Genomic DNA, 13,828 nt, shown 5'->3' with positions numbered 1-13,828 from the left:
GGAAACAGAAACTAGAAGTAGGAAGGGGATGACCCGATGGAATCCTTACTCAAAAAAATCGAACTCGCTAAAAGTGAGATGACGTCTGTGGAGAAGAAAATCGCAGACTATATTTTGACCCACTCGACGCTCGTTCCGAACATGACGACGAAAGAGCTCGCTCAAAAGACGGACGTATCAGAAGCGAGTATCGTCCGCTTCGCCCGCGTCGTCGGCATCGACAGCTTTAAGGCGTTCAAGCTCGCCCTCGTCAAAGATTTGGCAATTACCGAGACGACGCTCACTGACTTCAACGTGTTGCAACACAAAGACACACCATATGACTCGTTCCAAAAAGTCATCCACGTGAACAAGATGGCGATTGAGGCGTGCGCCGAGGCGATGGACAAACGCGAGCTCGAGCATGCGATCGATACGTTCGCCCGGGCCACGCGGGTCGTGTTTTATGGGGTCGGGGGCTCGTCGACGGCGGCGTACGACGCCCAATACAAGTTCACGAAGCTCGGTTATGCGGCGCAGACGTCGCAAGATTTCCATTACATGTTGTCCCTTATCCCGCACCTCGGACCGACTGACGTATTCGTCGCCATCAGCACCTCGGGACGGACGAAAGACGTGCTCGAACTCGTCCGCTTCGCCAAGAAGAAAGGGGTACCGGTCGTCGCCATCACGGACCTCGATAAATCTCCGCTCTATCGAGAGGCGGACGTCCGACTATGCACGCCGAGCGTCGAACGTGATTTCCGCATCGCGAGCATCGCGTCAAGGATGACGCAGTTGACAATCATCGACACGCTTTATATGGGTCTGTTGCACCGAAAAGGCGAGGGATTGATTGACCGCTATGCTGAAGCGCGTGATGAGATGGTGAAATTGCGCCGATGATTCATCCTTACGAGAGGAGTAGGCGCGAGGATGTCGGAGAATTCCTCTTGCGGCAACGGGTGTTCGCGAGCTTGAACAGGCAGACCCCGGAAGCGTTTCGAGATGAGAATTTGACCGACTTTGAAGCGGATGGGACAGTCAGTCTCGTCTTTGAAGAGCGGGGCATCGTCGCGGTCGCTGATCTATTGAAGCAACATCCGGTCGACGGGTCGCTTTGGCTCGGGCTGTTTATCGTCGATGAGCGGTTGTATGGCACCGGGATTGCGACGCGTTTGTATGAACAGCTCGAACACGTGTACATGCGTCCGTTCCAGACGGTGTTTCGACTCGGAGTCTTACCTCACAATGAGCGGGCACGCCGCTTTTGGGAACGGCAAGGTTATGTATATGAAAAAGGTTCCGTCACGGCACGGGGCGATTACGTTCATGTGTTGAAAAAAGTCATCAGCTAAAGCGCTCGGTCCAATAGGGCCGAGTTTTTTTGTGAGAATACTCGGCATCACACTTAATGAAATTTAACTTCCTTATTTTTTTAAATAAGTTTGACTTTTAATTTCAAGTTAGTACAATAAAATTAGAGAGAAGAAAGGATGGTGGCGATGTTAGATAAACTGGCTACTGAAAGACGAAATGAACGAACGATGCACTTGGACGAGATGGCGGTCGAGGAGTTCCTCTCCGTGATGAACGAAGAAGATCAATCGGTCCCACACGTCATTAAAGAACAACTGTCGGTTATTGCCGACGTCACGAAATGTGCCATCGCATCCTTCAAACAAGGCGGGCGTTTGATTTATATCGGCGCAGGGACGAGCGGGCGACTCGGCATCTTGGATGCGGCAGAATGTGTGCCGACGTTCGGTGTGTCACCGGACATGGTCGTCGGACTCATCGCCGGGGGAGAGCGGGCTTTAATCAAAGCCGTCGAAGGAGCAGAAGACAGCAAGGATTTGGCAGTCCATGATTTGAAAGCGCTTCACTTGAATGCGTTCGACACCGTCATCGGGATTGCCGCGAGCGGACGGACACCGTACGTCATCGGCGGACTTGATTACGCTCGCGAGGTCGGTGCGACGACGGCTGCGTTATCTTGTAACAAAGGATCAAAAATCAGCGACCACGCCGAATATAAGATCGAAGTCGAGACGGGTCCTGAAGTGTTGACCGGTTCGACGCGCTTGAAAGCAGGGACGGCGCAAAAACTCGTCCTCAACATGATCTCGACGGCGTCGATGATTGGGGTAGGGAAAGTGTATCAAAACTTGATGGTCGACGTGCAACCGACGAACGAGAAGTTGGAAGTACGGGCCAAACGGATGATTGCGGAAGCGACAGGGGTCGACGAACAGACGGCCGCGCGTTATTTCGATTCATCCGGTGGGCACGTCAAGACGGCGATCGTCATGATTTTAGCCGATGTCCCGCATGCGGAGGCAGTCGAGCGATTAGAGCGTGCGAACGGATTTGTCCGTGACGCACTATAAGGGGGATTCGAGATGAAGAAAGAAGAGGTTCTGGCACATGCGATACTCGAGCATGTCGGGGGAAAAGATAACATTCGTCAACTCGCGCACTGTATGACACGTGTGCGCTTGGCGCTCAAAGATCCGACGAAAGCAGATCTCGCCGCTTTGAAACAAATCGATGGTGTCATGGGTGTCATCGATGATGAGACGTTGCAAATCGTCGTTGGTCCGGGGACAGTCAACCGCGTGGCGGACCACCTCAGCCGTGAGACGGGTCTTGCGATTGGGGAAGAGTCGGTCGATGAGAACTTGACGCCGGACGAACGGGCGGCCATCGAACGTCAAAAAGTGAAAGATAAACAGAAGTCGCCGTTCAAGCGCTTCTTGCGTCGCTTAGGGAACATCTTTATCCCGCTCATTCCGGGACTTGTCGCTTCAGGTATCATCAATGGGACTGCCAACTTCGCGAAGAACGCCGGGGTCGACCCGACCGAAACGTGGATGCAAATCCTCTTATTGCTCGGTAGCACGGTCTTCGCCTATCTCGCCATTCTCGTTGGGTGGAACACAGCGAAAGAGTTCGGCGGGACGCCGGTACTCGGTGCCATCGCCGGGGGGATTCTCTTCAACCCGATGCTCGCCGATATCACCATTTATGGGGAACCGCTCGTCGTCGGACGGGGTGGATTGTTCGGGGTCATCTTTGCGGCTTGGCTCATGACGTACATCGAGAAACACGTACGTCGCTTCATGCCGACAGCAGTCGATATCATCTTCACACCGCTTCTCACGGTCCTCGTCGTCGGTTTCACAGCGCTCTATGCGATCATGCCGGTCGCAGGCGTCTTGTCGGACGGGATCATGCAAGGGCTTAACGCTGTGCTCGAAGTCGGCGGACCGGTCGCTGGTGCCGTACTTGCTGGATTCTTCTTGCCGCTCGTCATGGTCGGGTTGCACCACGGACTCACGCCGATTCACTTGGAGTTGCTCAACACGGTCGGGAACACGGCACTCTTACCAATTTTGGCGATGGCTGGGGCTGGACAAGTCGGTGCGGCGCTCGCGATTTTCGTGAAGACGCGCAACCAACGCCTCCGCAACATCATCAAAGGGGCCATCCCGGTCGGATTCCTCGGAATCGGTGAGCCGCTCCTTTACGGGGTCACGCTTCCGCTTGGCCGTCCGTTCTTGACGGCTTGTATGGGAGCCGCGGTCGGCGGTGCCTTCCAAGCGACGATGAAGACGGCAGCGCTCGGAATTGGGGTCTCTGGTCTCTCGCTCACGCCACTCATCGACAACGGCATGTACTTGACGTATATTGGAGGTCTCGTGATTTCGTATACGGCTGGCTTCATCTTCACGTATTTCTTCGGCTTCAAAGAAGAAATGGCAGACGGGATTTAACAACCGAGGCGGCTCTTTGGAGTCGCCTTTTCATTTGACGAGGAGGGTTTTCTGATGAAAGGATTATCGGTTTATTTGAGTGAACCGCTCACACCACAGTTCAAGACATGGGTCGAACGCATGCGAGAGATTGGCTTTGCATCGCTGTTCACGTCACTTCATATTCCGGAGGATGACACGTCAGTGTATACGGAACGGCTTCGTGATCTCGGGGCGCTCGCACGAGAGCTCGATATGGAACTATTCGCCGATATCGCACCGACGTCGCTCGCCGCACTCGGCAAGACGTGGGACGATGCCCACACGCTCACCGAATGGGGCGTGACGGGACTGCGCGTCGATTACGGTGTGACGCCGAAACAAGTCGCCGACTTGTCGACTCGAATGACGGTCGCCTTGAACGCGAGCACGCTGTCTGAAGCGGAACTCATAGAGATGAAGCAACACGGTCTCGTGACGGGCAACGTCGAGGCGTGGCACAACTTCTATCCACGTCCGGAGACGGGGCTTGATCGTGACTGGTTTGATGCCAAGAACGATTGGCTCAAGCGGCAAGGACTGAGCGTCCAGGCATTCATTCCTGGCGACGGGACACTCCGCGGACCGCTGTTCGAACGGCTCCCGACGCTCGAGGATCATCGCCTGTTGTCGACGTTTGCTTGCTACATGGACCTTGTTGATTCGGTCGACCGCATTTTAATCGGCGATCCGGGGCTCGCTGATGAGACGATAGAACAGTTCGTTTCACACGCCGACGAGATGCTTGTCCTTCGGGCCGAAGCGGAGACGACAATCGAGGCCGCCTTTTATCGCGTCCAGACGAATCGAATGGACCCGGCACGTGACGTCGTCCGCTCGGTCGAATCGAGGGGCTATGGCCGTCCGGGGGACCGCTTGCTCGAACCGATGGCAGCAAAACCGCGTCCGCTCGGGACGGTCACAGTCGACAATGCGAAGTATGGGCGTTATGCTGGTGAGCTGCAAGTGACGAAACGCGATTTGGTGGCAGACGAACGGGTCAACGTCCTGGGGCGCGTCATCGAGGCAGACCGGCCGCTCATCCAAACGATTGGACCGGGTACGAAGTTTCGAATCGAGTGGTGCTGACGTTCCGGATTGCCACATTCCCTCGTCTTTGTGTACAGTAGAGAGGGAGGGAATGCCATGAAAGAGATTAATTTTAACATCGTCGCTGACGATTCGACCGATGGCCATGGCGGCTTTGGGGTCGGTTCGCTCAGTTTGAACAATATGTCTCCTGTCATCATCGATGTCGAGGCGGGGACCGCGGTCATCGATATGGGGGCCATGCATGCCAAATCGGCGATCGAAAAACGCATCAAGTTTTTAACGGACCCGGAAGCGGTACCGAACGGGAAACCGTACTGGATCGTCTGGGTCACGGTCGGACGGAAGCCGGAAGGGTTCTATTATGGCGGTGTCGCAGCATGTGACATGTCAATCGACCTCGAGGCGCGGCGTGGCTATAAGCTATTGCCATACCACGTCAATCAGATGGACAAGTCCCTCAAAGGACGCATCCTGATTGACATGATGGACGCACCGTCACGAAGCGTGCTCGCTGCGTTCTTGAAAGAACATCGTCCTGAGATTTGGGAGCAATCTACCGAACTTCAAACCGAACTTGCGCGTCTCGATGCCGAGTGAAAAGATTGGACCGTTTCGGTCTCCAATCTTTTTTGTTTTCGTTCAAGGGAAGATGGGAACATGAATTTGTTATGATGTTGTGATTTTACGGTAATTGTATGAATATTCAGCATTATGCTATACTAAACGCACTGTGCAAAAAAGAAAGGGTGACACGATGAGTGAAACGAAGAAAATTTTAATTGGCCTCGCCTTAGGGGTCGTTGTCGGGCTAGGGCTCGCCGGTTTGTCCGGTAACGTATACGACGTCGTCAATACGTATATCCTTTCCCCAATCGGTACTGTATTTTTAAATTTGATTAAAATGCTAGTCGTCCCGATCGTCTTCTTCTCGATTATTCTCGGCGTCATGGGTCTTGGGGACCCGAAAGAGCTCGGGCGGGTCGGATCGAAGGCGCTCCTCTTCTTCTTGACGACGACAGCGCTCGCCATCATTTTGGCGATGGGTGTCGCTTCGGTCATCAAACCGGGAGAGCGTGGTGATTTCCCGACGACTGGATTGGAATTTGAATCAACATCGACGGAGGAATCGTCAAATATCGTGCAGACATTCGTTAACATGATTCCGACGAACCCAATTCAAGCGCTCGCCGAAGGGAACATGCTTCAAATTATCGTCTTTGCGGCACTCATCGGATTCGCGATGATCGCGCTCGGCGAACGGGCCAAGACGTGGCGCCGTTTCGTCAAACAAGGCGACCGCATCATGATGCACTTGATTCACTTAGTCATGAAGCTCGCCCCATACGGTGCGTTCGCGTTGATTGCCTCGGCAATTGGCGGAATCGGACTCGATGCTGTCAAAGCGATGGCATGGTATATGTTCGCCGTCGTCTTGACGCTATTTTTACACTCGGTCATCGTCTACGGCGGGGCGCTCGTCTTGCTCGGGAAGATGAGTCCGGTCTTCTTCTTTAAAAACTTCTACGAAGCGATCACGCTCGCGTTTTCGACATCGTCTTCGAACGCGACGCTTCCTGTATCGATGGAGCTCGCCCAGACGAAACTCGGCGTGCCACGTTCCATCTCTTCATTCGTCCAGCCGCTCGGCGCGACAGTGAACATGGACGGGACGGCCATCATGCAAGGGGTCGCAACGATTTTCATCGCGCAAGTGTTTGCGGCTGATTTGACGATGACTGAACTGGTGACCGTCGTCATCACGGCGGTACTCGCCTCAATCGGGACGGCGGGCGTACCAGGTGTCGGGCTCATCATGCTCGCGCTCGTCTTGCAGTCGGTCAACTTACCGGTCGAAGGGATTGCCCTGATCATCGGTGTCGACCGGATTCTCGACATGCTCCGGACGTCGGTCAACATTACCGGCGACGCAACATGCGCGGTCGTTGTCTCGAAACTTGAAGAGAAACACCTTCCACCTGTCGATGAAGACGCGTGGGATGAAGTCGAAGCCAAATAAGCAAAAGGCTGACCCGTCAATTGATGGGCCAGCCTTTTCACTTGAAGTGAGGGAAATGTATGGAATGGGCAGCTTTGCCAATCCCGTTGTTTATTGTAATCAGTATCTTGTTAAATGCGCTCATCGCCGTCGCCGGGGTGCTTCCGAGCGCATTTTTGACGGCGCTGAACGTGCAACTGCTAGGGTTCGGACCGGGTGTCACCGTCTCCATCATCGGCGAGGCGGCCGGGGCTGTGCTCAGTTTCATTTTGTATCGCAAGGCGCTTCATCGATATACGTCACCGGACGGGAAGCGGCTGCGGCGTCTCCGTGAGGCGGAAGGCGTCGAGGCTTGGTTCCTCGTCCTCGGTCTCCGGCTGTTGCCGTTCGTGCCGTCCGGTCTCGTCACGCTGTCGGCCGCGTTCAGTCGGATGTCGCTCCCTTCGTTCGCTGTAGCGAGCACCATCGGAAAAGTACCGGCGCTATTCATTGAGGCGCTTGCCGTCACGGCTGTCCTGACCGTGTCGACCGGATGGCAGCTCGTTCTCGTCGCCGTTCTCGCCGTCCTATACGTCGTTTGGCGTTTGTCTCAAAGAAGTGGCGAGAAGATATGACAGAACGCCTCGACGAACCGTTTACCGTTCGATTTCTTACGAAGCATCGACCAATCGACGAGAATCGATTCGTCAAAGTCTTTCAAGAACGCTTGTTGAAGTTCCTTGACTGATGACGTCTCGTACTGGGCAATCGTCATCTCATGATTCAAATACATGCTCCGAAAATCGAAGTTAGCCGTCCCAACGAGCGCAATCTTGCCATCGATGAGGACGGTTTTAGCATGGATAAAATGACGATTGTATTTATAAATCCGGATGTTGCGTTTGATCAGCTGCTCGAAATAATACTCGGTCGCATGGAAACTGAACCATTCGTCTCCTTTTCCGGGGACGACGATTCGGACGTCGATGCCGCGCTTGCCGGCGACTTCTAACAGCGCGAGCATTTCGGGAGGCGGAATCAAGTAAGGGGTCGTCATCCAAATCGATTCTTTCGCCTCCATCAATAGAGCCATGAGCCCGTCTCGAATCGTCACGTCTTTCCCGGGTGATGTGACGAGCAGTTGGGTCGCCCCGTTTCCGTCTTGCGGCTCGTGAATGAAGTATTTCGGAAGATGTTGGGCGTCGGCGAATAAATCCCACGTTTCGCTCTCTTCCTCATGTCCGGCGTATAGCCAGTTCTCGATGAATAAACGCTGAAGTTCTCGCACGAGCGGTCCTTCGACGCGCAGATGGGTGTCACGCCAAAAACCAAGTTTCTTATGCCTACCGAGATATTCATCTCCTACATTCAATCCACCGGTGTAAGCAATCTGTCCGTCGATGACGATTAACTTTTGATGGTTGCGGAAGTTGGCGTTAAAGACGAGGAGCGGGTGAACGACCGGGTCGAACGCCTCGACGTGGACACGCGACTCGCGAAGCGGTTCGAGAAATGCTTCGCTAATCTCTTGACTCCCGAGACCGTCATATAAAAAGCGGACGGTGACGTTCTCGTTAGATCGTTTGATTAAAGCGTCGCGAATCTTCAGTGAGATTTCATCGGTCCGGAACAGATAGTACTGGACATGGATATGATGAGTCGCTTGCTCGATGTCTTGAATTACAGCATCGAATTTTTCCTCGCCGTTCACGAGTAGTTTCGTCGATGTATGACCATCCGCACCGGTCGCCCCGAGCTTCTCGAGTGTTCGTGTGAGCGGAAAACAATCGGATACGTCGTTTGTCGTTTCAATCCGTTCTTCTTCAATTGCTTGCCGGAACAAACGTATTTCGGTCGAGGTTCGTTTGATGCGACGGTGCCGACGTGGTGTTCGACCGAATAGCATCCAGGCGAGGGCGCCGAGGAACGGGAGAAATAAGACGGCGAGCAGCCAAGCAAGTTTGGCCTGAGGTTGCACGTGATCGAACAAAATATGCCAACCGACAATGAGCGGGATGAGAATGGCGGCACCAATTAAAAATGGGATGAGCCCATCAATCGAATAAAGCAAACCAAGAAGGAAGATGCCGAGTACAATCATGATGAGGAGTTGCCAGACGCGTCGTTTCAACCAGTACACCTTCTTTCTTTTCAGTTATCATCTCTAATTTCTTTCCACCGTTTACACGTTCTTAACCTAAAAAACGTTTCAACGTGAAGTGCAGGGGAATTAACCGTACTGTACGACACAACATAAAAGGGGGTGTTCGTGATGAAGAAAAAAGGTACATTGGCCGCGTCGCTATTGGCGACAGGCATCATTCTCGGGGCTTGCGGGGGAGCCGAGGAAGAACCGATGAACAATGAAGACACAGAGATGCAAGAAGACATGGACGAAGAGGAAGACGAGGATTAAAAAAAGGCCTAGAGCGTGTGCTCTAGGCCTTTGTTGCGTCAAAGCGCATAAGGGGACGGCTTCCCAAAGTAATAACCTTGGGCGAGATCGAACCCGAGTTCGCGACAGACGTCCACTTCTTCAGCGCGTTCGATGCCTTCGGCGAGGAGTGTAATCTCCATCGAGCTGGTCAATTGGCGGACATTCTTTAAGAATGCTCTCTTCTCAGCATCCTGGTCACAAAATGAAATATACGATCGATCGATTTTGACGTAGTCCGGCTCAAGGCGCTCTAACATGTCAAGCGTCGAGAACCCGGCACCGACATCGTCGAGAGCCACTTTCATTCCACGTTTCTTATAGGTAGCGAACACATGTTGAAGGTGGGCGACATCTCGAACTTTTTCTGTCTCAACGACTTCAAAGATGAATCGATCCGCATCGAGTCCATACTGGTCGATGATTTCGAACGTGTGTTGTAAGCAGTAATCAGGATTGTAAATCGTAGACGGCAAAAAATTAATGAACGTCTTCTCATGGGGTGCGACAGCGTGGTACGTTGCTTTGATCGCTTCAGCTCGAGCGCGTTGATCAAGTTTTGAATGCAGTCCGTATCGGTTGGCGGCGCGAAATAGTTCTCCCGGTGAGATCTTGCTCTTACTGCGGAGGAGCGCCTCGTAACCGAACCGCTCGCCCGTATCGAGATGGACGATCGGTTGCAAGTGACTTTCGAACTCCCCATGTTGGATAAGCTCGATCGTATCACGATTGGCAATCTGTTCAAGCAAATCGACTGCCGACAGAATTGGCGTTTGCTGCTTCGTGGCAGGGTCGACACAATAGACATCGTCCTCGACTAAAGATAACTTAGTCTTGAGCTCATCAAATGATTCGTATGGATGATGTTGGTCGTTGACGACTAACAAGCCCCGTTCAAAGAACGGGATTGTCGTGGAACAAGCCACGCAAGGAGACCACATAGAATCTCTCCTTTCCAATTAAAAATACATCTATATCCAGTTTATCGGCTAAACCTCACAGAAAACTCACGCGGATGGGCAAATAAATAAAAAAATCGTGCAAAATGCGGACAGTTTTTGTATACTTCCTATCGTATGAATAAGAAGCGCCTCAAAACGCCACTCGCATACGAACAACTTTTTAATCAGAAAGGGGTTCTATCGATGGACCAAAAATTAAAATTATGGTTTACGGAGCACCAGACAGAAGATTACGGGATCACGTTCCGTGTAAACCACGTTTATGAGAGCGAACAAACGGAGTTTCAACGACTAGAAATGGTCGAAACGGACGAGTTCGGAACAATGTTGTTACTTGACGGAATGGTCATGACGACGGATAAGGACGAATTCGTCTATCACGAGATGGTGGCTCACGTCCCACTCTTTACGCACCCAAATCCGAAGCACGTGCTCGTTGTCGGCGGCGGAGACGGCGGCGTCATCCGTGAGATTATGAAACACCCATCAGTCGAAAAAGCAGTTCTCGTCGACATCGACGGGAAAGTCATTGAATATTCAAAGAAATACTTACCAAATATCGCAGGCGAACTCGATAACCCGCGCGTTGAAGTCATCGTCGGCGACGGCTTCATGCATATCGCCGAGTCAGAGAACGAGTACGACGTGATCATGGTCGACTCGACAGAACCGGTCGGCCCAGCGGCCAACTTGTTCACGAAAGGATTCTACGCTGGAATCTCGAGAGCACTCAAAGACGACGGCATCTTCGTCGCGCAGACGGACAACCCATGGTTCACGCCGGAGCTCATCCAGACGGTTCAACGTGACGTGAAAGAGATTTTCCCAATCACGAAGCTTTACACGGCGAACGTACCGACGTATCCGAGTGGCATGTGGACGTTCACAATCGGTTCGAAGCAGTACGACCCGGAACAAGTACCGGCCGAGCGCTTCCATGATATCGAGACGAAGTACTACACGCCGAAGCTACACCATGCGGCATTCGTCCTTCCTAAATTTGTGGAGGACTTGACGAAATGATTAAACGTTTCGATGAAGCCTACTCAGGCAAAGTATTCATTGCGAGCCTGCCAGAAGTCACAGATGCGAAGACGGTGCTTTACGGGATGCCGATGGACTGGACGGTCAGTTTCCGTCCGGGCTCACGTTTCGGTCCGAACCGGATCCGTGAAGTCTCAATCGGACTTGAAGAATACAGTCCGTACCTTGACGGAGACTTGAGTGAAGCCGCCGTCTATGACGCTGGTGATATCCCGCTTCCGTTCGGGAACGCCCAGAAGTCGCTCGACATGATCGAGTCGTTCGTCAAAGACATCATCCAAGCAGGCAAGTTCCCGCTCGGTATGGGTGGGGAACACCTCGTCACGTGGCCGGTCATCAAGGCGATGCACGATGCGTATGGCGACGATTTCGTCATTCTTCACTTCGATGCGCACACGGACCTCCGGGACGAATACGAAGGCGAGCCGTTGTCACACTCGACACCGCTCAAAAAAGCGGCCGAACTCATCGGGCCATCGAACTGTTACTCGTTCGGAATTCGTTCGGGGATGAAAGAAGAGTTCGACTGGGTCAAAGAAGTCGGCTATAACATGTATCAATATGAAGTGATCGAACCGCTCAAACGCGTGTTACCGACACTCGCTGGGAAAAAAGTGTACGTCACGATCGACATCGACGTCCTCGATCCATCGGCGGCACCGGGAACGGGTACGCAAGAGATCGGCGGCATCACGACGAAAGAATTGCTCGAAGCGGTCCATGCCATCGCGAACGCCGACCTCGACATCATTGGTGCCGACCTCGTCGAAGTATCACCAGCTTATGATCAATCGGACATGACGGCCATCGCCGCAGCGAAAATCCTTCGCGAGATGATGATTGGATTCGTGAAGTAACGATGCCGAAAAAAGGTCAGCTCGAAATGGAACTGAGTGCTCGCATCACCCAATGGGAGAAAGAGTATCTCGGGCGTGGCTCTTTGACGTGTAAGGCAGACCTGCTCCGCGACTTGGCCATCGTGACGCTTCAAGGCGTCTTGACCCCAGCCGAGTACGAACTGGCCGCCAAATCGGCCGGTCGTGAGCAATTGAAGAAATACCGTAACAACCTCGTCGAATCAGGCCGGGCTCAGCTCGAGACGATTTTGTATGACGTGCTCGGTCGACGGCTCGTCTCGCTTCATACGGATATCAGCACGAAGACAGGGGAACGCCTCATCGTCTTTCGACTTGATGCACCGTGGGATGCTGGGATTGACAAGCCGTGACGACATTTTTAAACTAGAGTCAGAGACGGTTCAGGATTGGGAAGTGTCCGTGCGATTTTCCCGTCGTCCTGGCCCGGAGCTGATGAACTAAAAACCCGACAGTTGTCGGCTAGACGGAGCGAACGTGTTCGAGCCGTCGGCATGCAGCGCACACCTTTCTTTGGTGTGCGCTTTTGTCGTCTAGGAGGAAAAGATGGAACTATTGACGTTTTTGATGACGAGCGCCCCGGTGCTCCTATTTGTGACAGGTGTGATTGCTGCCCTCGGCAAGTCGAATTTGAAAATTCCTGAGTCGCTCAGTATCACACTCAATTTGTACTTACTGCTCGCCATTGGATTGAAAGGAGGGATGGGACTCGCCTCTGTATCGATGGACGAGTTGGCACTCCCGCTCGCTGTGACGCTCGTGCTCGGTATCGTGCTTCCGCTTGTCGCGTTCGGCCTTGGACTTCTTCTCAAGTTCACGTTTCCGGAACGAATCGCCATGGCAGCCACGTTCGGGTCGGTTTCACTCGTGACGTACGTTGCGGCGACGGCCCAGCTTGAACGTCTCGGTATCAGTTATGAACCGTTCATGACGACACTCGTCGTCGTCCTCGAGATTCCAGGTCTCGTCGTCGCACTGTTGTTGTACAATCAAAGCCGCGTTCTCGGAATTACGGCTGCACCGAGCCAGTCACTCTCCGTCATCCGCGACAGTCTGCTCTCGAAAAGTATCTTACTGCTCCTGGCCGGTCTCGTCGTCGGCCTTGTCACGCCAGATACGTCGGCCTTGACCCCGTTTTTCGTCGATTTGTTCCCGGGTGTGTTGTTGTTATTTTTGCTCAGTCTCGGCGTAAAGGTCGGCCATCAGCTGAAGACGGTACCATCGTATGGGGTGAAATTTTTAGTCGTCGGGATGACGTTCCCACTCGTTGGCGCGACCATCGGCTTTTTCGCGGCCGGTATGGCCGGATTGTCTGACGGGGGAACGATTCTGTTGATGACGCTCGCGGCGAGCGGATCGTACATCGCCGCACCGGCCATGCTCCAAGCATCGGTCCCGGAAGCGGAGCCGTCGTTTTATTTGACGCTCGCTCTCGCCGTCACGTTCCCGTTCAACTTGCTCGTCGGCATCCCATTGTTCATTTCAATCGTCACTTGAAAACAAGCCCTGTCTCATGATGAGACAGGGCTTCAGATTGTTGACTAACAGAATGTTTTCGCTCATCCTCTTGGCGCCTCCGCTTTCCTAGGGGCGAGCAGGGAGCCGCATCGCGACGTTGTCGCTGCTGGGTCTCCCTCCGCTCGCTGATCCCTCAGGAGTCTCCGGCGCCGTCGGATGAGCGCCGTGAGAGGCCGCCCCTGGGTGGCCTCTCG

15 protein-coding genes are annotated in these 13,828 nt (G+C 53.3%); 13 read left to right on the top strand and 2 right to left on the bottom strand.

All coding sequences use genetic code 11. The features are described 5' to 3' along the window. Window positions 1–36 precede the first annotated feature (36 nt). The 8 genes from EVJ33_RS07130 to EVJ33_RS07095 all read left to right on the top strand — a co-directional run bounded on the left by EVJ33_RS07130 (window position 37) and on the right by EVJ33_RS07095 (window position 7,436). Window positions 37–885 carry a MurR/RpiR family transcriptional regulator gene (locus tag EVJ33_RS07130; protein ID WP_131435782.1) on the top strand — a complete coding sequence of 283 codons (849 nt, stop codon included), beginning with the start codon at window positions 37–39 and terminating at the stop codon, window positions 883–885. Window positions 886–932: 47 nt separating this feature from the next. Beyond that, window positions 933–1,337: a GNAT family N-acetyltransferase gene (locus EVJ33_RS07125; RefSeq protein WP_236634563.1), complete on the top strand. Its 405-nt coding sequence runs from the start codon at window positions 933–935 to the stop codon at window positions 1,335–1,337. Between the two features lie 138 nt (window positions 1,338–1,475). After that, complete coding sequence (murQ, locus tag EVJ33_RS07120; RefSeq protein ID WP_131435778.1) at window positions 1,476–2,369, top strand: N-acetylmuramic acid 6-phosphate etherase; 894 nt, start codon at window positions 1,476–1,478, stop codon at window positions 2,367–2,369. A gap of 12 nt (window positions 2,370–2,381) precedes the next feature. Continuing rightward, complete coding sequence (locus tag EVJ33_RS07115; protein WP_131435776.1) at window positions 2,382–3,755, top strand: PTS transporter subunit EIIC; 1,374 nt, start codon at window positions 2,382–2,384, stop codon at window positions 3,753–3,755. Window positions 3,756–3,809: 54 nt separating this feature from the next. Next, window positions 3,810–4,862 (top strand): DUF871 domain-containing protein, encoded by a 1,053-nt coding sequence (locus tag EVJ33_RS07110; RefSeq protein WP_131435774.1) that lies wholly within the window; start codon window positions 3,810–3,812, stop codon window positions 4,860–4,862. A 57-nt stretch (window positions 4,863–4,919) separates the two neighbouring features. Further along, window positions 4,920–5,423, top strand: coding sequence for a YwhD family protein (locus tag EVJ33_RS07105; RefSeq protein ID WP_131435772.1), 504 nt, complete (start codon window positions 4,920–4,922; stop codon window positions 5,421–5,423). A gap of 157 nt (window positions 5,424–5,580) precedes the next feature. Continuing rightward, complete coding sequence (locus EVJ33_RS07100; protein WP_131435770.1) at window positions 5,581–6,843, top strand: dicarboxylate/amino acid:cation symporter; 1,263 nt, start codon at window positions 5,581–5,583, stop codon at window positions 6,841–6,843. A gap of 59 nt (window positions 6,844–6,902) precedes the next feature. Further along, window positions 6,903–7,436, top strand: a complete 534-nt coding sequence (locus EVJ33_RS07095) for a TVP38/TMEM64 family protein (protein WP_131435768.1) — start codon at window positions 6,903–6,905, stop codon at window positions 7,434–7,436. Here EVJ33_RS07095 and cls read toward each other — a convergent pair. Beyond that, window positions 7,412–8,941 carry a cardiolipin synthase gene (gene cls / locus EVJ33_RS07090; protein WP_131435766.1) on the bottom strand — a complete coding sequence of 510 codons (1,530 nt, stop codon included), beginning with the start codon at window positions 8,939–8,941 and terminating at the stop codon, window positions 7,412–7,414. The genes EVJ33_RS07095 and cls overlap by 25 nt on opposite strands. 132 nt (window positions 8,942–9,073) lie before the next feature. On the opposite strand from cls, the gene EVJ33_RS15425 reads away from it, so the two are divergent. Continuing rightward, entirely contained in the window at window positions 9,074–9,217 is a 144-nt protein-coding gene (locus tag EVJ33_RS15425; RefSeq protein WP_161566909.1) for a hypothetical protein, read from the top strand. A 38-nt stretch (window positions 9,218–9,255) separates the two neighbouring features. On the opposite strand, the gene EVJ33_RS07085 is transcribed toward EVJ33_RS15425, so the two are convergent. Then, a complete protein-coding gene (locus EVJ33_RS07085) occupies window positions 9,256–10,176 on the bottom strand; it encodes an EAL domain-containing protein (protein ID WP_201739676.1) in 921 nt (306 codons plus the stop codon). A gap of 204 nt (window positions 10,177–10,380) precedes the next feature. On the opposite strand from EVJ33_RS07085, the gene speE reads away from it, so the two are divergent. The 4 genes from speE to EVJ33_RS07065 all read left to right on the top strand — a co-directional run bounded on the left by speE (window position 10,381) and on the right by EVJ33_RS07065 (window position 13,613). Then, entirely contained in the window at window positions 10,381–11,220 is an 840-nt protein-coding gene (gene speE / locus EVJ33_RS07080) for a polyamine aminopropyltransferase (RefSeq protein WP_131435764.1), read from the top strand. After that, window positions 11,217–12,098, top strand: coding sequence for an agmatinase (gene speB, locus EVJ33_RS07075; RefSeq protein ID WP_131435762.1), 882 nt, complete (start codon window positions 11,217–11,219; stop codon window positions 12,096–12,098). The genes speE and speB overlap by 4 nt, the downstream gene beginning before the upstream one ends. 2 nt (window positions 12,099–12,100) lie before the next feature. Next, window positions 12,101–12,469 (top strand): Na-translocating system protein MpsC family protein, encoded by a 369-nt coding sequence (locus EVJ33_RS07070; protein WP_131435761.1) that lies wholly within the window; start codon window positions 12,101–12,103, stop codon window positions 12,467–12,469. Window positions 12,470–12,662: 193 nt separating this feature from the next. After that, window positions 12,663–13,613: a sodium-dependent bicarbonate transport family permease gene (locus EVJ33_RS07065; protein WP_131435759.1), complete on the top strand. Its 951-nt coding sequence runs from the start codon at window positions 12,663–12,665 to the stop codon at window positions 13,611–13,613. The last annotated feature ends 215 nt before the right edge of the window (window positions 13,614–13,828 follow it).

Source organism: Exiguobacterium sp. SL-10 (assembly GCF_004337025.1).
Taxonomy (GTDB): domain Bacteria; phylum Bacillota; class Bacilli; order Exiguobacteriales; family Exiguobacteriaceae; genus Exiguobacterium.
The sequence above is the reverse complement of the archived record's forward strand: the minus strand, read 5'-3'. Positions and strand labels throughout refer to the sequence as shown.

What these genes read in the sequence shown, in the direction of transcription:
- EVJ33_RS07095 (WP_131435768.1), top strand. Translation starts at nt 6,903, where the DNA reads ATGGAATGGGCAGCTTTGCCAATCCCGTTGTTTATTGTAATCAGTATC.
- EVJ33_RS07070 (WP_131435761.1), top strand. Translation starts at nt 12,101, where the DNA reads ATGCCGAAAAAAGGTCAGCTCGAAATGGAACTGAGTGCTCGCATCACC.
- EVJ33_RS07130 (WP_131435782.1), top strand. Translation starts at nt 37, where the DNA reads ATGGAATCCTTACTCAAAAAAATCGAACTCGCTAAAAGTGAGATGACG.
- EVJ33_RS15425 (WP_161566909.1), top strand. Translation starts at nt 9,074, where the DNA reads ATGAAGAAAAAAGGTACATTGGCCGCGTCGCTATTGGCGACAGGCATC.
- murQ (WP_131435778.1), top strand. Translation starts at nt 1,476, where the DNA reads ATGGTGGCGATGTTAGATAAACTGGCTACTGAAAGACGAAATGAACGA.
- EVJ33_RS07105 (WP_131435772.1), top strand. Translation starts at nt 4,920, where the DNA reads ATGAAAGAGATTAATTTTAACATCGTCGCTGACGATTCGACCGATGGC.
- EVJ33_RS07110 (WP_131435774.1), top strand. Translation starts at nt 3,810, where the DNA reads ATGAAAGGATTATCGGTTTATTTGAGTGAACCGCTCACACCACAGTTC.
- speE (WP_131435764.1), top strand. Translation starts at nt 10,381, where the DNA reads ATGGACCAAAAATTAAAATTATGGTTTACGGAGCACCAGACAGAAGAT.
- EVJ33_RS07100 (WP_131435770.1), top strand. Translation starts at nt 5,581, where the DNA reads ATGAGTGAAACGAAGAAAATTTTAATTGGCCTCGCCTTAGGGGTCGTT.
- EVJ33_RS07065 (WP_131435759.1), top strand. Translation starts at nt 12,663, where the DNA reads ATGGAACTATTGACGTTTTTGATGACGAGCGCCCCGGTGCTCCTATTT.
- speB (WP_131435762.1), top strand. Translation starts at nt 11,217, where the DNA reads ATGATTAAACGTTTCGATGAAGCCTACTCAGGCAAAGTATTCATTGCG.
- EVJ33_RS07085 (WP_201739676.1), bottom strand. Translation starts at nt 10,176, where the DNA reads ATGTGGTCTCCTTGCGTGGCTTGTTCCACGACAATCCCGTTCTTTGAA.
- EVJ33_RS07115 (WP_131435776.1), top strand. Translation starts at nt 2,382, where the DNA reads ATGAAGAAAGAAGAGGTTCTGGCACATGCGATACTCGAGCATGTCGGG.